Source organism: Aromatoleum diolicum, assembly GCF_012910955.1.
Classification (GTDB): Bacteria; Pseudomonadota; Gammaproteobacteria; order Burkholderiales; family Rhodocyclaceae; genus Aromatoleum; species Aromatoleum diolicum.
Window position 1 is genome coordinate 99,656 of the sequence record NZ_WTVQ01000005.1, and the last position, 17,526, is coordinate 117,181.

Consider the following 17,526-nt stretch of genomic DNA (forward strand, 5'->3'; position numbering starts at 1 on the left):
TTCGGCTTACTCGTAACCCAGGCTCTTGAGCGCACGTTCGTCATCGGCCCAGCCACTCTTGACCTTGACCCACACTTCGAGGAAAACCTTCCCGTCGAAGAGCTGCTCGAGCTCGACACGCGCTTCCGAGGCGATGCGCTTCAACTGCTCGCCGCCCTTGCCGATGACCATCGCCTTGTGGCTCGCACGGTCAACGACCACTGCCGCATGGATGCGACGCAGCTTTCCCTCGGTCTCGAACTTCTCGATCTCGACCGCGATGCCATACGGCAACTCGTCGCCCAGCAGGCGGAACAGCTTCTCGCGCAGGAATTCGGCTGCAAGAAAACGCTCGCTGCGGTCGGTAATCTCGTCCGCACCATACATCGGCTCGCCCTCGGGCAACAGCGGCGTCGCTGCCTTGAAAAGTGCGTCAACGTTGGTACCGCGCTCCGCGCTCAGCGGCACGATCTCCGTAAACGGGAAAACCTCGCTTACCCGCGCGATGAACGGCAGCAACTGGCTCTTGTCCGCCAGGCGATCGACCTTGTTGATGACCAGCACGACCTTCGCTTCCTTCGGCAACACCTCGACCACCTTGCGGTCGTCCTCGCCGAAGCGCCCGGCCTCGATCACGAAGAACACCAGATCGACATCACCCAGCACCTGAGACACCGTACGGTTCATCGAGCGATTGAGCGCATTGCGATGTTTGGTCTGGAAGCCCGGCGTGTCGACAAATACGAACTGGGAATCCTCGCGCGTCAGAATACCGGTGACGCGATGCCGCGTCGTCTGCGCCTTGCGCGATACGATGCTGATCTTCTGCCCGATCAAGCGATTCAGCAGCGTCGACTTGCCTACGTTCGGACGGCCGACGATGGCGACGAAACCGGTGCGAAATCCTGCGGGGGTGGCACCGGTTTCCGGGCTAGTATCCTGATTCATGACTTCCTCAACTGCGCCAGCGCGTTCTCGGCCGACTGTTGTTCTGCCGCACGACGGCTGGCGCCCCGCCCGGTGGTACGAAGATTCAGTGCGCTGACCTCGCACGCCACTTCAAAATCCTGCGCATGGGCTTCGCCATGCACCTTCACGGTGACGTAGGTCGGAAGTGGTAGCTTGCGCCCCTGCAGCAGTTCCTGCAACGCCGTCTTGGGATCCTTAGACGCCAGTTGCGGATCGATGCGCGCAATCACCGGGCCATAGAGCCGGTCAATGACCTCCTTCGCCGTGGCAAAGCCCTGGTCCAGGAAAACCGCGGCAAACACGGCTTCAAGCGCGTCGGCCAGAATCGACGGCCGCCGGAAGCCACCGCTCTTGAGCTCACCCTCACCCAGACGCAGATATTCACCCAGGTCGAGTTCGACAGCGATCCGATGCAAACCGTCCTGGCACACCAGCGACGCACGCAGGCGCGACAACTCCCCTTCGCGCAACTCGCCGAAGCGCTCGAACAGCGCGATCGCAACCGCGCAGTTCAAAATACTGTCGCCGAGAAATTCCAGCCGCTCGTTGTTCGGCTGGCCAAAGCTGCGGTGCGTGAGCGCCCGCTCAAGCAGCGAGATATCGGAAAAACGATGGCCGATACCGCGCTGCAGACGATCCAGATTCGCGATCACTATCTGCCGGCCGTCGTCGCCTGGAAATCGATCAACAGGCTGACGTTAGCCACCACCGGCACCTTGCGCGAATACTCGACTTCAATCACGACCTTCCCCGCTTCCTTGACGATGTCGAGGTCGGCCCCGCTGATCGTGACGACGTCATCGATCTGGCCGCGGCGGTCGAAGCTGCGCCGTAATTCAACGATCGATGCCCCGCCATCGCCCTCGTCCGCCACCAGCTTGATGATGCGCTGAATCGCGAAATATTCATTCAGAGCCGGAACCGAGCGAAAACCGATCAGAAGAATGAAGCCAAGAAAGGCTCCGACAAACAGCACACCGATCGGGCTGATGCCCATTTGCCTGCGTTTCATCCGTTTTCCGTCTCCGTATCAGTGAAATCCGCCAATCCGCTGCATGTCATTGAAGTTGAACCAAATGAAGAATGCCCTGCCGACAATATTGGTATCCGGCACGAAACCCCAGACCCGGCTGTCGCTACTCGAATCGCGGTTGTCGCCCATGACAAAGTAATGCCCCGGCGGCACCGTGCAACTAACACCGGCGGTAGTATAGGTGCAGTTTTCGCGGAACGGATAATCGAGCACCTGCGGGACGAAGGCCGGCACATCGCGCTCGATCAGCACTGAATGCTCGACCTTGCCAAGCTGCTCGGAAAAGCGCGGCGAATAGTACAGGCGGTCGGGATGAAGATAATCGTCCTGCGGCGCCATTTGAACCGGCTGACCGTTGATACGCAGACGCTTGTCGAGGTATTCCACCCTGTCGCCGGGCAAACCCACCACGCGCTTGATGTAATCCATCGACGGATCGGCCGGATAACGGAACACCATCACATCCCCGCGTGCCGGCTCGTTGATTGACACGATCTTCTTGTTGATCACCGGCAGACGAATGCCATAAGTCCACTTATTGACGAGGATGAAGTCGCCAACCAGCAACGTCGGAATCATTGAACCCGACGGAATCTTGAACGGCTCGACGATGAAGGAACGCAGGCCGAAAACGATCAGGATGACCGGAAAGAAACTCGCTCCGTATTCCACCCACCACGGAGCGGGTGCTTCCGCCGAGCGGCGCTTGCGCGCAAAGAACCGGTCGATCACCCACAGGATGGCTGTTGCCACCAGCAACAGGAACAACACCAACGCAAAATTCACACAGACTCCGTATCGACGCGATTCAATGCAGTCAGGTCAGGCGAGACAGCCAACCCTTACTTGCCGTCGTCCACCCGCAGCACGGAAAGGAACGCCTCCTGCGGAATTTCGACGTTACCCACCTGCTTCATCCGCTTCTTCCCTTCCTTCTGCTTTTCGAGAAGTTTCTTCTTGCGGGAGATGTCGCCGCCATAACACTTGGCGAGAACGTTCTTGCGCAGGGCCTTGATCGTTTCGCGCGCAATGATGTGCGAACCAATCGCCGCCTGAATCGCGACATCGAACATCTGGCGCGGAATCAGGCCGCGCAATTTCGCAGCCACTTCGCGTCCGCGATATTGCGACGATGCGCGGTGCACGATCACCGACAGCGCATCGACTTTTTCGCCACCCACCAGCAGATCGAGCTTGACGAGATCGGCAGCGCGGTATTCCTTGAATTCGTAATCGAGCGATGCATAGCCGCGCGACACCGATTTCAGCTTGTCGAAGAAGTCCATGACCACTTCGTTCATCGGCAGGTCGTAGATCAGTTGCACCTGGCGGCCGTGATAGCGCATGTCCACCTGCGCCCCGCGCTTCTGGTTGCACAGCGTGATAACCGGCCCGACGTAGTCCTGCGGCAGAAAAATCGTCGCGGTGATGATCGGCTCGCGGATTTCCGCAATCTTCGACTGGTCCGGCAGTTTGGCGGGGTTCTCGACCCGGATCACCTCACCGCTGTTCATCACCACCTCATACACCACGGTCGGCGCCGTGGTGATCAGGTTCATGTCGAACTCGCGTTCCAGCCGCTCCTGCACGATGTCCATGTGCAGCAAGCCGAGGAAGCCGCAGCGGAAGCCAAACCCCAGCGCCTGCGACACTTCCGGCTCGAACTGCAGCGACGCGTCGTTCAGTCGCAACTTCTCCAGCGAATCGCGCAGCTGCTCGTATTCGCTCGACTCCACCGGGTACAGACCGGCAAACACCTGCGGCTTTATTTCCTTGAATCCTGGCAACGGCTCGCTCGCCGGACGGGTCGCCAGCGTGACGGTGTCGCCCACCTTGGCGGCCTGCAATTCCTTGATGCCGGCGATGATGAAACCCACTTCACCGGCGGCAAGTTCCGTGCGAGGCACCGAGCGCGGCGTGAACACACCGACCTGATCGCATGGATACTGGGCGCCATTGGCCATCAGCAGAATGCGATCTTTCGGCCGCAGCACGCCATCGACGACACGCACGAGCATCACGACGCCGACATAATTGTCGAACCAAGAATCAATGATCAGCGCTTTCAACGGCGCAGCCGGATCACCCTTCGGCGGCGGCACACGGCGGACGACGGTTTCCAGCACATCCTCAATGCCGAGTCCGGTCTTCGCCGAACACAACACCGCCTCGGACGCATCGACGCCGATGACGTCCTCGATTTCCTGGCGCGCATTCTCTGGATCAGCGGCGGGCAGATCGATCTTGTTCAGAACCGGAACCACCTCGACGCCCTGCTCGATTGCCGTGTAGCAATTCGCCACCGTCTGCGCCTCGACACCCTGCGACGCATCGACCACCAGCAGTGCGCCCTCGCACGCTGACAGCGAGCGGCTCACCTCGTAAGAGAAGTCGACGTGTCCAGGGGTATCGATCAGATTCAGGTTATAGACCTGCCCATCCTTGGCCTTGTACTGCAGGGACGCGGTCTGCGCCTTGATCGTGATGCCACGCTCGCGCTCAAGGTCCATCGAATCGAGAACCTGCTCCTCCATCTCGCGATCAGACAAACCACCGCAAAAGTGAATGAGGCGATCGGCCAGCGTGGACTTGCCGTGATCGATGTGGGCGATGATCGAGAAATTTCGGATATGTTGCATGCGACAACAAAAGAAGGGTGCCATGCGGCACCCGGGATGGATTGGTTGAATCGGCTAAGCCGCGGATTCTAGCGGAAAACGCCCGCAATAGGCACGGACTGCGGACTCGTCCAGATGGTAATGACACAGTTCCACGTCGCCGGCAAGGACTACCGGCACCAGTTCGTCCCAGCGCGCCTCGAGCGCAGGATCCGCGTCGACGTCAAACACTCTGATCGTCCAGCCGAGTTCGGCAGCCAGCGGCTGCAGCTTCTCAAGCAGGTCGTGGCAAAGGTGGCACCATTCTCGGCTCATCACCGTCAGCTCGCGCACTGCGTTCATTCTCCCGCCCGCAAGGTGACGTAGTTTGCGCCCTCGCTGCGCTGGACCAAGAGTGTCACCAGTTGTCCGTCCTTGAGTTCAGCCACTTGGCGATTGAACACATCAACGGCCTTCAGCGGCACCTGGCGCCCCCCCGACACGATCGCCAGCACAATATCGCCGACCTGGAGATCGGCGCGCGCAGCGACGCCCTGGACACGCTCGACGATCAGTCCGTGCTCGACATTTCGTTCTCGCCGTTGCGCCGGGGTAGGTAACGCCAGAACCAAGCCCAGCTTGTTTGGTGCCGGCTGGACGCGTTCGCTGCGCCGCGTACGCTGACCTGCGTCATCCAGCCACTCACCGACCACAATGTTCAGGTCACGCGCGGCCCCATTGCGGTAAAGCGATATGGTCACCTGCGAACCAGGACGGCTCGCCGATACGATCCGCGGCAGGTCACCCGATGATTCGACCGCCTTGCCACCAAAGCGCACGATCACGTCGCCCTGTTCGAGACCGGCCTTTGCCGCCGGACCACCCGCCTCGACTGCGCTCACCAGCGCTCCTGCGGCACGCGGCAGACCGAAACTCTCGGCCAGTGCACGCGTCACCTCCTGGATCGCGACACCTATGCGACCACGCTGCACCCGTCCACTCGCACGCAACTGTGCCTGGACATCCATGGCCAGATTGATCGGGATCGCAAACGACAATCCCATGAAACCACCGGTCTGACTGTAGATCTGCGAATTGATGCCGACAACTTCGCCCTTCAGGTTGAACAGGGGGCCACCGGAATTACCCGGATTGATCGCCACGTCAGTCTGGATGAAAGGCACAAAATTCTCATCGGGCAGGCTGCGCCCCTTGGCGCTGACAATACCGGCTGTCACCGAATGATCGAAGCCGAAGGGCGAACCGATCGCCACGACCCATTCGCCAACCTGCAATTTGTCCGGATCGCCGATCGCCAGGCGCGGGAGATCGGAGGCATCGATCTTGATCAGCGCCACGTCGCTGCGCGGATCTGCACCGACCACACGCGCCCGGAACTCACGTTTGTCGATCAGGCGGACAAGGATTTCCTCCGCACCATCAACAACGTGCGCATTGGTCAAGATAAAACCGTCAGCGCTGATGATGAAGCCCGAACCCAGCGAACGATTTTCCGGGTCGACGCGCGGATGCTCCGGTTTGCGCGGAATGAAGCGGCGGAAGAAATCGAACATCGGATCGTCCTGCCCCAATCCGGGGAACGCCAGCGGACCCGCCTTGCTCGCTTGCGCTGCACTGATATTCACTACAGCCGCGCCGTGTCGCTGCACAAGCTGAGTAAAATCCGGCAATACAACGGTTCCTGCGCCCACTGCGGACAACGGTGCAAGCGCACACACTACCGCAAGCAGCACCGCTCGGCACAGGCGCACCAGATTCATGCGCGCAGCCCTTCCGGTGCGTGGCATTGCGCCCCCACCCGTGCCATCTCGATCTCGAATCCACCGCGCACCGCACGACTACGCAGCACCAGCCGATTGAAGACCATCGAACACACCAGTCCTATTCCGGCCCCCATCAGCGCAAACAGATCTTCCCGCCCGCCCGACGCCACTGCATTGCCAATGCCTGCTCCGACCACCAGGAGGCTGCTAGCCAATCCGTAACCAAGCAGAGCACCGCGCAGCGGCGCACCGTCGTGCATGCGCAACAGCACCGCGTCGCCCGCCTCGACGCCGATGGCGTTGGGAAGACTGAAAATTTCGTTCGGGCTCTTCAGCGCGTAGGCAATGCCTGCGGAACGGCAGCCGCCTGGCTCATCACAGCGGCCGCAACCACCGGATCGCTCGCGCAGCCGAACCCAGGCACGCCCCCCCTCGACGCGCTCAACAACCGCGCTCGCTTCGATCATCGCACTACCGGCTCGATGCCGTCGCCGAGTCGCTGAACCGTCCGCAAAGGCACTTCCCCGAGCGCAGTCACCAGATGCGCCCCCGCCATCCTCTTGTAGATGTTAATGGCGCCGGTTGCGAGCGGCCCGATCGCCTGGCGCGATCCGTCTGCCGGCTCGATGAAGACCGAGATCGAGGCCAACCCGTCGCTATACACGAGATGCAGCGCTTCTCCACGATCACGACCCAGCGGACGTCGCACAATCGACATCAAGGAAAAGCCATTGAGCGGAGCGTTCAACGCCCATCCGCTTTCCTCCTTGCGCACCTCGACGCCGTTGGCATGCACCACTCGCCATTCGCCGTCCTTCGCGTAGCGAGGACGGAGTGCGTCGTTGCCGATATCCCCGCCGATCTTGACGTCGCTAAAAGTGAATTGCTCGATGATCTCGCCACGCTCGTCCACGGTACGGGCCTTAAGCAGCAGACCGGACTGAAGCTCGGCCCACAACTGGTGGCCATAGCGCAAATCGTCTTTCGGCTCCAGCACCACCAACTGCGCATCGAGGCCAGCCACGCGGCTCACCTCGCCCTTGCGGATACGGTAATTTTCGGCGAGACCGGCGAAGGAAGCTGGCAAGCGAGACGGAAATGCACGCCGTCCACCGGGCCTGTCGACGATCACCATTTTCTGGTCAGGCAGGACACAACGCACTTCGCTATTGCTGCGAATGACTTCCCGCGGACTTCCGTCCAGTACTTCGAGCCGCTCATGTTCGCCATTGGCATCAGCCATGTGAACAATCCGGGACGTTTCGAAGTTCTTCCCCGACTGGTAAATGAAGGTTCCGGCGTAATTGAGACGCTGCCCTGCCGTTGCAATGCGTCCGAGCCAGGAAAGGGGATCTCCGGGTGACTGCGCAATTGCCTGCGAATGCGCAAGCACAGCGCAGAACCCCAAGACAACGGCAAGTCCCCTCATCGACCGTTATCCTGCCTTACGTCGGAAACGGTGCGCACATGCTGGATGGCCCCGGAAAGCGGACCACCGCCCGTCATGGATTGATGCGCAAACACATATTCACGATTCGGATCGACGGATATCGGCGACTGCGTCACCGATACCGGCCGCACTGCTACAAGAGCGGACTCGGATGCCTGGACTCGCGGCGGCGCCGTCGCTACACGGCTCATATCATCCTGATCAGCGTACAAGGTGTGAGCAACCCAACCGACCGCAGCTACCCCCATGACCGATGCGGCCAGTGGCATCAGCGAACGCCAAGCCTTGCCACGGCCCGGCTCGGCCGGCCGTACCGTCGGCGCAAGCACAGTGGGTTCAGACTCGATCTCCGCCATAACCCGCCCGACGAAACCTGATGAACCATCCCTATCGCCCCGTAGCAGATCGCCAATCAGGCAATAGGTCCCCCACTCGGTGCGCAACGACCGATCGCGCCGGATCGAGTCCAATACCGGAGGCGCCGACTGCTCGTCGAGATCACCATCAAGAAGTGCCGACAGTTTGTCCTTCATGAGTACCACCTACCAACGTTTGTCAGGAGCCGTATCCAGCAGCGGCCGCAGTTTTTCAGCAATTGCCTCGCGTGCGCGGAATATCCGCGAACGCACCGTTCCGATCGGACAATCCATGATGCTGGCGATCTCCTCGTAGCTCAGCCCTTCGAGCTCCCGCAGCATGATCGCCGTGCGCAATTCCTCTGGTAGCGCCTCCATCGCCTGATCCACCGTCTCACCAATCTGCCGCGTCATCATCAACCGCTCCGGCGTATTGATGTCACGCAACTGGTCACCTTCCTCAAAGGTTTCGGCCTCTTCAGAGTCGAACCCGGTCGATGTCGGCGCACGCCGACCCTGCGATACCAGATAATTTTTCGCGGTATTGATTCCGATACGATAAAGCCATGTGTAAAAAGCGCTGTCGCCCCGGAACGATCCCAAGGCGCGATACGCCTTGATAAAGGTTTCCTGGGCCACGTCTTCCACCTCGGCAGAGTCGCGGATCAATCGGGAAAGCAGCCTATGCAACTTGCGCTGGTATTTCGTTACCAGCAAGCCAAAGGCCTGCTTGTCGCCGCGTTGTACGCGTTCGACAAGCTGCTGATCTATCTCGCGATCGCTCATGAGCGGGTCGTTTCTCTAGGTTGGGCAAAATCCGCGCCAGTATAGCGACCCCCCATGAGTACGGCAAAGCCGAAGCTAATCAAGAGACACAGGGCTTGGCAAATAGTTCAGACGCTGAAGGGGTCTTGTGGCGAAAGCGCCTGTATCCGAGATTTCGCTGAATACGGAGCGCGCAGCGGGACATGATATATTCGTGCGGGTGTCCGACCCTTGCCTTTCACGATCTTGTCAAAACAATACGACGTACTCATTCTCGGCAGTGGCACGGCTGGCCAGTCGCTGGCGCTGCGACTGGCAGATCATCTTCGCGTTGCGGTCGTCACGAAACGCTTGCTCTCCGATAGCGCAAGCGCATGGGCGCAAGGCGGAATCGCCGCGGTACTCGACACATCGGACAGCATCGCCGCCCACATCCAGGACACGTTCACCGCGGGAGCTGGCCTGTGCGATCCACAAGCCACACGTTTCGTGGTCGAACACGGCAAAGCCGCCATCGAGTGGCTGATCGGGCGCGGCGTTCCGTTTACACGCGAAGATGAATCGACGATCGGCTACCACCTCACGCGCGAGGGCGGCCATTCGCACCGGCGCATCATTCACGCCGCCGACGCCACCGGCGCCGCCGTTCAGGCGACGCTGAGCGAACAGGTCAGCAAACACCCGAACATCGACATACTCGAGAACCACATCGCGGTCGATCTTGTGCTGGGCGAAAAAATCGGGCTGCCTGGCGAGGGCTGTCTGGGAGCCTATGTCCTCGATATCACCAACGACCGCGTGGTCACAATCGGCGCACGCAACACGGTGCTGGCCACCGGCGGCGCAGGCAAGGTCTACCTGTACACAACAAACCCGGGCGTAGCGACCGGAGATGGAATTGCAATGGCCTGGCGCGCAGGCTGCCGCGTCGCGAACCTGGAATTCATCCAGTTTCACCCGACGTGCCTCTACCACCCCCAAGCAAAATCCTTTCTCATTTCAGAGGCAGTGCGCGGCGAGGGCGGGCTCCTCAAGCTGCCTGACGGCACCCGCTTCATGCCCGAACACGACCCGCGTGCAGAACTGGCGCCGCGTGACGTCGTGGCACGCGCGATCGATTTCGAAATGAAGAAACACGGTCTGGACTGCGTCTTCCTCGACATCAGCCACAAACCAGCCGACTGGTTGCGCGGACACTTCCCGAACATCCATGCCCGTTGCCTGGAACTTGGCATCGACATCACACGTGAAGGCATTCCGGTTGTCCCGGCTGCACATTACACCTGTGGCGGCATTGTTACCGACTTGGCAGCGCGTACCGACCTCAGCGGGCTCTATTCGGTCGGCGAATCAGCCTGCACGGGTCTTCACGGCGCCAACCGACTGGCCAGTAACTCGCTTCTCGAGTGTCTGGTATTCGGCGAAGCCGCAGCAAAGGACATCCTGTCTCAAGCACGTCGCAGCCTGCCTCGCCTCCCCGACTGGGACGAAAGCCGCGTCACCGACGCCGACGAAGAAGTGGTGATTTCGCATAACTGGGCCGAACTGCGACGCTTCATGTGGGACTATGTCGGTATCGTGCGTACCAACAAGCGCCTGCAGCGCGCCCAACACCGCATCCGTCTGCTGGCTCGCGAAATCGACGAGTTCTACTCGAACTTTCGCGTCAGCAATGACCTGATCGAATTGCGGAATCTGGTGACCACAGCGGATTTGATCGTGCGTTGTGCGCTGCGTCGCAAGGAAAGTCGAGGCCTGCACTTTTCGCGCGACTTTCCAGAGACCTTACCGAAAGCTCGCAATACGGTTCTCCGACCACCGAAGATCTAGCGGGGCATTCCGGCCTGCACGGACGTGGCCTCATCGCGGCCCGCCAGACGCTCGGACGGCATCGCATCTTCGGATCGAGCGTCACTGCCACCAACTTGCATGGTTGCCTTGTGCCGCAGCCAGATACGCAGACCACGCCAGCTGTCTGCGGGCAGATTGTCGGGCAGGAGCATCATCGCGCCACGCATTGTGCGTCGTCGCGGCCGGGCGACGCGGGCGCCTCGCCAATGTATCCATACAGCCCACCCAAAATCGACGCACGTCGCTTCGGGCAACGCATACACGACGCGGCGATGTTCCATGATGCGAAGTTCGCCGTTGTCGTCCAGCACCAGGATGCGACCTTTCGTACCGATCTCCGCCCGCATTGCCGTGCGGAAGGACACGCCTAGTACCGCCAGCACGAAAAAAACGATCAGCGGATGGACCGCGGAACGCACAAACGCGAACGCCGCGATCAAATGAATCGCGGCGTTCAAACCCAGCGCCAACCTCGACGGCTGGATTTCAATTTCAAGCGGGTAACGCATCGTTATTGCGCACCCGCGCGAGCTCAGATCCGCCGGAACGCGAGCGTCCCGTTGGTACCGCCGAACCCGAAGGAATTCGACAGTGCCGCACGAATTTCCATCGGACGTGCCTTGTTGGCCACGTAATCGAGGTCGCACTGCTCGTCCTGCTCGAAGATGTTGATCGTCGGCGGAGCGATCTGGTGATGCAGCGCGAGTGTCGTGAACACTGCCTCGACGCCACCCGCGGCACCGAGCAGGTGCCCTGTCATCGACTTCGTCGAGTTCACCGCTATCGACTTCGCACGATCGCCGAAACAGCGCTTGACGGCAGTCGTCTCAGCCAGATCACCCAGCGGCGTCGACGTGCCATGAGCATTGATGTAATCGACTTCGTCGAGCGACATGCCGGCATCGCGCATCGCATTCGTCATGCAACGCGCCGCGCCACTGCCATCCTCGCACGGTGCAGTCATATGATAGGCATCGGCGCTCATGCCGTAACCGACCACCTCCGCATAGATCCGCGCGCCGCGAGCCTTGGCATGCTCGTACTCCTCGAGCACCATCACGCCCGCGCCTTCACCGAGCACGAAACCGTCGCGACCCTTGTCCCAGGGACGGCTGGCCGTCGCCGGATCGTCGTTGCGCGTCGACAACGCGCGGGCCGAAGCGAAACCGCCTACTGCAAGCGGTGTCACGGTCGACTCGGCGCCACCTGCGACCATTACATCCACATCGCCATACTGGATGAGGCGCGCAGCCTCGCCGATACAGTGGGTGGCGGTGGTGCATGCGGTAACCATCGCCAGACACGGCCCCTTGAGGCCGAACATGATCGACAGGTTTCCGGCGATCATGTTGATGATCGTGCCCGGAATGAAGAAGGGGGAAATCTTGCGCGGCCCACCCTTCAAGTAATCGTCATGAGTCGATTCGATCATCGGCAGACCGCCGATACCCGATCCGATATTCACGCCGATGCGTTCGGCGTTCGACTCGGTAACTTCGAGTCCGCAATCCTTGAACGCCTGGATGCCTGCTGCCATGCCGTAATGGATGAAGACATCCATGCGGCGTGCTTCCTTCGGCGACAGGTACGCGTCAATATCGAAACCCTTCACTTCGCCGGCGATCTTCACCGGAAAGTTAGAGGTATCGAAACGCGTGATCTCACCAATACCGGAGCGGCCGTTGACAATATTGTCCCAGGCCTCCGGAACGGTATTCCCGACCGGGGAAATGATGCCCAGACCGGTAATGACGACTCTGCGACGGGTCAATGTTCGCTCCGGTGATCAGGTTTACTTCTTCAGATGGGCGGTGACGTAGTCAATCGCCTGCTGAACCGTGGTGATTTTCTCGGCTTCTTCGTCCGGGATCTCGCACTCGAACTCTTCTTCGAGCGCCATGACCAGTTCCACGGTATCCAGCGAATCCGCGCCCAGATCGTCGACGAACGAAGACTCGATCTTGATCTCCGACTCGTTCACACCAAGTTGCTCGGCGACAATTTTCTTGACGCGCTGTTCGATGTTCTCCATGAACTAACTCCTTCCCTGAGTGATCCAGATATGTAAAAAAAAGCCGGCGTATTCTACCAAAAAGGATGGCAACCGCTATCGCTGCCGGCAATCACGACATGTACATGCCGCCGTTCACGTGCAGGGTCGTACCCGTAACGTAAGCAGCAGCGGGTGAAGCAAGAAAGGCGACCGCCCCGGCGATTTCTTCCGGACGACCAAGACGCCCCAGCGCAATATTGCCGAGCAGCGCGTCGCGCGCGGCTTCAGGCAGGGCTCGCGTCATGTCGGTGTCGATGAATCCGGGGGCCACGCAATTGACGGTGATGTTGCGGCTTCCCAGCTCACGCGCCAGCGCGCGGCTCATGCCGGCCACGCCGGCCTTGGCCGCCGCGTAATTTGCCTGACCCGGATTGCCGGCACTACCGACAACCGAAGTGATGTTGATGATGCGACCCCCACGCGCCTTCATCATGCCCCGCATGACGAGGCGCGACATGCGGAACACGGACTTGAGATTGGTATCGATGACCGAATCCCATTCCTCATCCTTCATTCGCATCGCGAGGTTATCGCGGGTGATGCCTGCATTATTGACGAGAATACCGACCGCGCCGAAGCGCTTCTCGATCTCCCCGATCGCTGCCTCGCATGCAGCCGCATCAGTCACGTTGAGTGCCAGGCCGCACCCCTTGATACCGGCTTCCTGCAAACCTTTTCCGATATCGGCTGCACCGGATTCGGAGGTCGCCGTTCCGACAACAGTGGCGCCGAGACGCCCCAGTTCGAGGGCCACCGCACGCCCAATCCCGCGAGACGCTCCGGTAACCAGGGCCACCTGCCCTTCAAGCGAAAAACTCATCGTACTTACCTCAGCGCCGCAATCGACTGTTCGAGACTTGCGGCGTCGTGAATCGAGCCGCCCTGGACCTCACCAGCAATGCGCTTGGTCATGCCTGCCAGCACCTTGCCCGGTCCGCATTCAAAAATGTGCCCCATACCGCGTCGCGCCATTTCCTGCACCAGCTCGATCCAGCGGACCGGCGAGAACGCCTGCCGCACCAGTGCATCACGTATCTGCGCGGGATCATCATAAGTCGCAACATCGGCATTATTGAGCACCGAGATTGCAGGCCGCCCGATCCGGATCGTCGCCAGACGTTCAGCCAAGCGCTCGGCCGCCGGCTTCATCAGCGCACAATGAAATGGCGCACTGACCGGCAGCAGCATTGCGCGCTTGGCACCGCGAGCTTTCGCTGCTTCGATGGCCCGTTCGACGGCTGCCTTGGCTCCGGCGATCACGATTTGTCCCGGCGCATTGAGGTTAGCCGCCTCGACGACTTCGCCCTGTGCGGCCTCGGCACAAGCCTCGCGAACTGCATCGACCTCCAGCCCCAGAAGCGCCGCCATGCCACCCTCGCCGGCCGGGACCGCTTCCTGCATTGCCTGCGCCCGAAAGCGCACCAGCGGAACGGCGTCGCCAAAGCTCAACGCCTCCGCGGCGACCAGCGCCGAGTACTCTCCGAGACTGTGACCCGCAACCAGTTGCGGCTTCGGACCACCGGCGGCAAGCCACGCGCGGTACGCCGCAACACCTGCGGTCAGCATCAGGGGCTGCGTATTGACCGTCAACGCGAGACGCTCGGCCGGCCCTTCATTGACCATCTGCCACAGATCCTCGCCCAGCGCGTCCGATGCTTCGGCAAAAGTGTCGCGGATTTCGGCACGCTCGCCATAGCCCGACATCATGCCGACGGACTGGGACCCCTGTCCCGGGAAAACCAGAGCAAAAGCCATCGTTTACCTATCCTGTATCAGAATTGGAGCAACACTGCGCCCCAAGTGAAACCACCGCCCACGCCTTCGACGATGAGTCGCTGTCCCGCACGAATGCGGCCATCGCGCACTGCCAGGTCGAGCGCCAGGGGAATCGACGCAGCCGAGGTATTGCCGTGGCGATCGACTGTGGCAATCACCTTTTCCATTGGCACACCCAGACGCTTGGCGGTCGCTTGAATGATGCGCACGTTCGCCTGATGGGGAATCAGCCAGTCGACTGCTTCAACGGACATACCCGCCTGGTCAAGGACTTCCAGCGCGACGTCACCGAGCACCTTTACCGCAAATTTGAACACGGCCTGCCCATCCATGCGCAGGAACGGATCCCCGACGATCTGTCCGGCGGCGACACCGCCCGGCACACAAAGAATCGGGTGATGACTTCCGTCCGCATGCAGGGCACTCGCGAGCACGCCCGGCGTCTCGGCAGCTTCAAGCACCACGGCGCCGGCGCCATCGCCAAACAGCACGCAAGTGCCGCGATCGGACCAGTCAAGAATGCGAGAAAACACCTCCGCCCCGACCACCAATGCGCGTTTGTGACTGCCGGACCGGATGAATTTTTCGGCGATGGTCAGACCATAGACGAATCCGGAACACACCGCCTGCACGTCGAATGCGGCCGCGCCATTGCGGATACCCAGCTTTGACTGCAGCAGTGCCGCGGTGCTCGGAAAGATGCAATCCGGCGTGGACGTCGCAACAATGATCAGGTCGATATCGTCGGGGGCAACGCCCGCCGCATCGAGCGCGCGGAGACTTGCCGCATGGGCGAGATCGCTTGCCGACATGTCAGCCGACGCGAGATGCCGGCTGCGGATCCCGGTACGCTCGACGATCCATTGGTCCGAGGTATCGATCCCGCGCGCAACGAGATCGTCGTTGCTCACCGGTTCACCCGGCAGGAAACTGCCAGTGCCGGCAATCCGTGCATAAATCATGCTGCGACCCCCATTGCCGTCATGCGTTCAGAAATACGTTCGATGAGGCGATTCGACGCGGCCTCGGCGGCGCGATGAATGGCTTGCTCGAAGGCAAACGCATCGGCAGAACCATGACTCTTCACCACAACGCCGCGCAAGCCAAGCAGGGCGGCACCGTTGTAGCGACGATGATCGACGCGATGCTTGAACCGCTTGAGTGCGGGCATTGCGATCACCGCCATGATCTTCGTAAGCAGGTTGCGACTGAACTCTTCCCGAAGGAACGCTGCAAGCATCTGCGCCAACCCTTCGGAAGATTTCAAGGCGACGTTACCGACGAACCCATCACACACGACAACATCCGTCGTGCCCCTGTAAATGTCGTCGCCTTCCACGTTACCGTAAAAATTCAAACCGCTGGTCTTGAGCAATTCGCCTGCGCGCTTGACCACCTCGTTGCCCTTGATCGCTTCTTCGCCGATATTCAGCAAACCGACCGAGGGGCGCTCGACGTGCTCGACCGCAGACACCAGCATCGCGCCCATGATGCCAAACTGAAGCAAGTGCTCCGGCGAGCAGTCGACATTCGCACCGAGGTCGAGTACATACACTTGGCCTTTACGGGTCGGCAGAATGGTGGCAATCGCCGGCCGGTCAATACCTTCCAGCGTTTTAAGGACAAATCGGGAGATCGCCATCAGCGCCCCGGTATTACCCGCCGACACAGCGGCCTGCGCCTTGCCGGCCTTGACGAGATCGATGGCGACACGCATCGACGAGTCCTTCTTGCTCCGCATCGCAATGGCGGGCGGATCGTCCATCTCCACCACCTCGGACGCGGCCTGCACGGACAAACGATCACCAAAACGGTTTCCGATCGCGGCGACCGCCTGCTCGAGCGCATCCGGCTTACCGACAAGGATGACCTTAGCTTCGGGATGGTTTTTCAAGAAAGCTTGCGCGGCTGGCACCGTCACTGACGGACCATGATCGCCACCCATGCAATCTATCGCAACGGTGACACCCATCGGGCTCTCGCGTAGCTCAGACAAAGTTGGGAAAGAAAAAACGGCGCAGACGCACGAGGCGCCGCGCCGTCTTCAGAGGCAGGACTTACTCGCCCTTGGTCTTGACGACTTTCTTGCCACGATAGACACCGCTCGGGCTGATGTGATGACGCAGATGAACCTCACCAGTGGTCGCCTCGACGGCGAGCGGCGGGTTGGTCAGAAAATCGTGCGCACGATGCATGCCACGCTTGGAGGGGGACTTTTTGTTCTGCTGAACGGCCATGAAAAACTCCTAATACAAATATCGCGGCTAATCCGCGCTGTCAGTCCTGCGTAACTTCACAAGCGCCGCAAAAGGCGATTCCTCTGCGGCCCCGCCTTCGGGGTGCGGCGCATCACAACTGCCATGCCGCGGTGCGATGGGCACCGCAAGCACGATTTCGTCCTCGACCAGCGCCAGCACATCCATATCCGGCGTCGCCTCGATCGCATCGAACGCGTCTTCCTCCAGCTCTTCTTCGGGAATTGGCTGCCCGGGGCGAACCAGCTCGAACAGCGCATCAATCTGCAGCGGCCATTCCATCGACCCGAGACAACGCTGACAGCGCGTTCCGAGCACACCAGAAATAGCAAGCCTCAGGCGCGCCTTGCGATCGATACCCTGCTCACCACGCAGACTGAAGAACACCTCGCCGGATTGTTCCTGCAAGGCGTCCATCAGACGCGGCATGTCAGCCAGGGCAATTTTTCCCGACAAACTGCGGCCTTCGGCAGCGAACTTGAACGGATCTGGAATAACGCTTCGTTGCGGCATAAGGGGCGCATGATATTATTTTCGGCTGACCCTGTCAAAGCACTGAAAGCCCTGTTTTCAAGGATTTGCACTGCGGGGTGCGTCTTGAGCTCTGGCGCCGACAGGTCGAAGCGACTCCCACATACGAAAGACATAACCACTGACA

General features: G+C 60.5%; 21 protein-coding genes. 1 reads left to right on the plus strand and 20 read right to left on the minus strand.

Annotation, left to right across the window (positions count from 1 at the left end; genetic code table 11):
- Positions 1–6 precede the first annotated feature (6 nt).
- The 11 genes from era to rpoE are packed head-to-tail and all read right to left on the minus strand — an operon-like array spanning position 7 to position 8,954.
- Positions 7–927 carry a GTPase Era gene (gene era, locus GPA25_RS04600; protein ID WP_169259185.1) on the minus strand — a complete coding sequence of 307 codons (921 nt, stop codon included), beginning with the start codon at positions 925–927 and terminating at the stop codon, positions 7–9.
- Complete coding sequence (gene rnc / locus GPA25_RS04605) at positions 924–1,601, minus strand: ribonuclease III (RefSeq protein WP_343034835.1); 678 nt, start codon at positions 1,599–1,601, stop codon at positions 924–926. Before rnc ends, era begins: the two co-directional genes overlap by 4 nt.
- Positions 1,601–1,960 (minus strand): DUF4845 domain-containing protein, encoded by a 360-nt coding sequence (locus tag GPA25_RS04610; RefSeq protein ID WP_169259186.1) that lies wholly within the window; start codon positions 1,958–1,960, stop codon positions 1,601–1,603. Before GPA25_RS04610 ends, rnc begins: the two co-directional genes overlap by 1 nt.
- Before the next feature lie 18 nt (positions 1,961–1,978).
- Complete coding sequence (lepB, locus tag GPA25_RS04615; RefSeq protein ID WP_169259187.1) at positions 1,979–2,767, minus strand: signal peptidase I; 789 nt, start codon at positions 2,765–2,767, stop codon at positions 1,979–1,981.
- A 56-nt stretch (positions 2,768–2,823) separates the two neighbouring features.
- Positions 2,824–4,620 (minus strand): translation elongation factor 4, encoded by a 1,797-nt coding sequence (lepA, locus tag GPA25_RS04620; protein ID WP_169259188.1) that lies wholly within the window; start codon positions 4,618–4,620, stop codon positions 2,824–2,826.
- 54 nt (positions 4,621–4,674) lie between these two features.
- Positions 4,675–4,941, minus strand: coding sequence for a glutaredoxin family protein (locus GPA25_RS04625; protein WP_169259189.1), 267 nt, complete (start codon positions 4,939–4,941; stop codon positions 4,675–4,677).
- Positions 4,938–6,386: a Do family serine endopeptidase gene (locus GPA25_RS04630; protein WP_169259190.1), complete on the minus strand. Its 1,449-nt coding sequence runs from the start codon at positions 6,384–6,386 to the stop codon at positions 4,938–4,940. The genes GPA25_RS04625 and GPA25_RS04630 overlap by 4 nt, the downstream gene beginning before the upstream one ends.
- Positions 6,356–6,829 carry a SoxR reducing system RseC family protein gene (locus tag GPA25_RS04635; RefSeq protein ID WP_169259191.1) on the minus strand — a complete coding sequence of 158 codons (474 nt, stop codon included), beginning with the start codon at positions 6,827–6,829 and terminating at the stop codon, positions 6,356–6,358. Before GPA25_RS04635 ends, GPA25_RS04630 begins: the two co-directional genes overlap by 31 nt.
- Entirely contained in the window at positions 6,826–7,791 is a 966-nt protein-coding gene (locus tag GPA25_RS04640; protein WP_169259192.1) for a MucB/RseB C-terminal domain-containing protein, read from the minus strand. Before GPA25_RS04640 ends, GPA25_RS04635 begins: the two co-directional genes overlap by 4 nt.
- Entirely contained in the window at positions 7,788–8,345 is a 558-nt protein-coding gene (locus GPA25_RS04645) for a sigma-E factor negative regulatory protein (RefSeq protein WP_169259193.1), read from the minus strand. The genes GPA25_RS04640 and GPA25_RS04645 overlap by 4 nt, the downstream gene beginning before the upstream one ends.
- A gap of 9 nt (positions 8,346–8,354) precedes the next feature.
- Positions 8,355–8,954 carry an RNA polymerase sigma factor RpoE gene (gene rpoE, locus GPA25_RS04650; RefSeq protein WP_169259194.1) on the minus strand — a complete coding sequence of 200 codons (600 nt, stop codon included), beginning with the start codon at positions 8,952–8,954 and terminating at the stop codon, positions 8,355–8,357.
- Between the two features lie 225 nt (positions 8,955–9,179).
- Here rpoE and nadB point away from each other — a divergent pair, with 225 nt between their 5' ends.
- Positions 9,180–10,763, plus strand: coding sequence for an L-aspartate oxidase (gene nadB / locus GPA25_RS04655; RefSeq protein ID WP_169259258.1), 1,584 nt, complete (start codon positions 9,180–9,182; stop codon positions 10,761–10,763).
- Here nadB and GPA25_RS04660 read toward each other — a convergent pair.
- The 9 genes from GPA25_RS04660 to GPA25_RS04700 form a co-directional block, all read right to left on the minus strand.
- The gene (locus GPA25_RS04660) at positions 10,760–11,293 is read right to left on the minus strand and encodes a protein YgfX (RefSeq protein WP_169259195.1); all 534 of its coding nucleotides are present in this window, start codon (positions 11,291–11,293) and stop codon (positions 10,760–10,762) included. The two genes, nadB and GPA25_RS04660, sit on opposite strands and share 4 nt — an antisense overlap.
- 23 nt (positions 11,294–11,316) lie before the next feature.
- On the minus strand, positions 11,317–12,555 hold the full coding sequence (gene fabF, locus GPA25_RS04665; protein WP_169259196.1) for a beta-ketoacyl-ACP synthase II: 1,239 nt from the start codon (positions 12,553–12,555) through the stop codon (positions 11,317–11,319).
- 21 nt (positions 12,556–12,576) lie between these two features.
- On the minus strand, positions 12,577–12,816 hold the full coding sequence (gene acpP, locus GPA25_RS04670; RefSeq protein WP_169259197.1) for an acyl carrier protein: 240 nt from the start codon (positions 12,814–12,816) through the stop codon (positions 12,577–12,579).
- Between the two features lie 91 nt (positions 12,817–12,907).
- Positions 12,908–13,657: a 3-oxoacyl-ACP reductase FabG gene (gene fabG / locus GPA25_RS04675; protein ID WP_169259198.1), complete on the minus strand. Its 750-nt coding sequence runs from the start codon at positions 13,655–13,657 to the stop codon at positions 12,908–12,910.
- 5 nt (positions 13,658–13,662) lie between these two features.
- On the minus strand, positions 13,663–14,592 hold the full coding sequence (gene fabD / locus GPA25_RS04680; RefSeq protein ID WP_169259199.1) for an ACP S-malonyltransferase: 930 nt from the start codon (positions 14,590–14,592) through the stop codon (positions 13,663–13,665).
- Between the two features lie 17 nt (positions 14,593–14,609).
- On the minus strand, positions 14,610–15,575 hold the full coding sequence (locus GPA25_RS04685; protein WP_169259200.1) for a beta-ketoacyl-ACP synthase III: 966 nt from the start codon (positions 15,573–15,575) through the stop codon (positions 14,610–14,612).
- Complete coding sequence (gene plsX, locus GPA25_RS04690) at positions 15,572–16,585, minus strand: phosphate acyltransferase PlsX (protein WP_169259201.1); 1,014 nt, start codon at positions 16,583–16,585, stop codon at positions 15,572–15,574. The genes GPA25_RS04685 and plsX overlap by 4 nt, the downstream gene beginning before the upstream one ends.
- Before the next feature lie 85 nt (positions 16,586–16,670).
- Complete coding sequence (rpmF, locus tag GPA25_RS04695) at positions 16,671–16,850, minus strand: 50S ribosomal protein L32 (RefSeq protein WP_018992335.1); 180 nt, start codon at positions 16,848–16,850, stop codon at positions 16,671–16,673.
- A 27-nt stretch (positions 16,851–16,877) separates the two neighbouring features.
- Complete coding sequence (locus tag GPA25_RS04700; protein WP_169259202.1) at positions 16,878–17,381, minus strand: YceD family protein; 504 nt, start codon at positions 17,379–17,381, stop codon at positions 16,878–16,880.
- Positions 17,382–17,526 lie beyond the last annotated feature (145 nt).

Coding starts and splice junctions, on each gene's coding strand:
- era (WP_169259185.1), bottom strand. CDS start 927: ATGAATCAGGATACTAGCCCGGAAACCGGTGCCACCCCCGCAGGATTT.
- GPA25_RS04610 (WP_169259186.1), bottom strand. CDS start 1,960: ATGAAACGCAGGCAAATGGGCATCAGCCCGATCGGTGTGCTGTTTGTC.
- lepA (WP_169259188.1), bottom strand. CDS start 4,620: ATGCAACATATCCGAAATTTCTCGATCATCGCCCACATCGATCACGGC.
- GPA25_RS04625 (WP_169259189.1), bottom strand. CDS start 4,941: ATGAACGCAGTGCGCGAGCTGACGGTGATGAGCCGAGAATGGTGCCAC.
- GPA25_RS04630 (WP_169259190.1), bottom strand. CDS start 6,386: ATGCCACGCACCGGAAGGGCTGCGCGCATGAATCTGGTGCGCCTGTGC.
- GPA25_RS04635 (WP_169259191.1), bottom strand. CDS start 6,829: ATGATCGAAGCGAGCGCGGTTGTTGAGCGCGTCGAGGGGGGGCGTGCC.
- GPA25_RS04640 (WP_169259192.1), bottom strand. CDS start 7,791: ATGAGGGGACTTGCCGTTGTCTTGGGGTTCTGCGCTGTGCTTGCGCAT.
- GPA25_RS04645 (WP_169259193.1), bottom strand. CDS start 8,345: ATGAAGGACAAACTGTCGGCACTTCTTGATGGTGATCTCGACGAGCAG.
- rpoE (WP_169259194.1), bottom strand. CDS start 8,954: ATGAGCGATCGCGAGATAGATCAGCAGCTTGTCGAACGCGTACAACGC.
- GPA25_RS04660 (WP_169259195.1), bottom strand. CDS start 11,293: ATGCGTTACCCGCTTGAAATTGAAATCCAGCCGTCGAGGTTGGCGCTG.
- acpP (WP_169259197.1), bottom strand. CDS start 12,816: ATGGAGAACATCGAACAGCGCGTCAAGAAAATTGTCGCCGAGCAACTT.
- fabG (WP_169259198.1), bottom strand. CDS start 13,657: ATGAGTTTTTCGCTTGAAGGGCAGGTGGCCCTGGTTACCGGAGCGTCT.
- fabD (WP_169259199.1), bottom strand. CDS start 14,592: ATGGCTTTTGCTCTGGTTTTCCCGGGACAGGGGTCCCAGTCCGTCGGC.
- GPA25_RS04685 (WP_169259200.1), bottom strand. CDS start 15,575: ATGATTTATGCACGGATTGCCGGCACTGGCAGTTTCCTGCCGGGTGAA.
- plsX (WP_169259201.1), bottom strand. CDS start 16,585: ATGGGTGTCACCGTTGCGATAGATTGCATGGGTGGCGATCATGGTCCG.
- rpmF (WP_018992335.1), bottom strand. CDS start 16,850: ATGGCCGTTCAGCAGAACAAAAAGTCCCCCTCCAAGCGTGGCATGCAT.
- GPA25_RS04700 (WP_169259202.1), bottom strand. CDS start 17,381: ATGCCGCAACGAAGCGTTATTCCAGATCCGTTCAAGTTCGCTGCCGAA.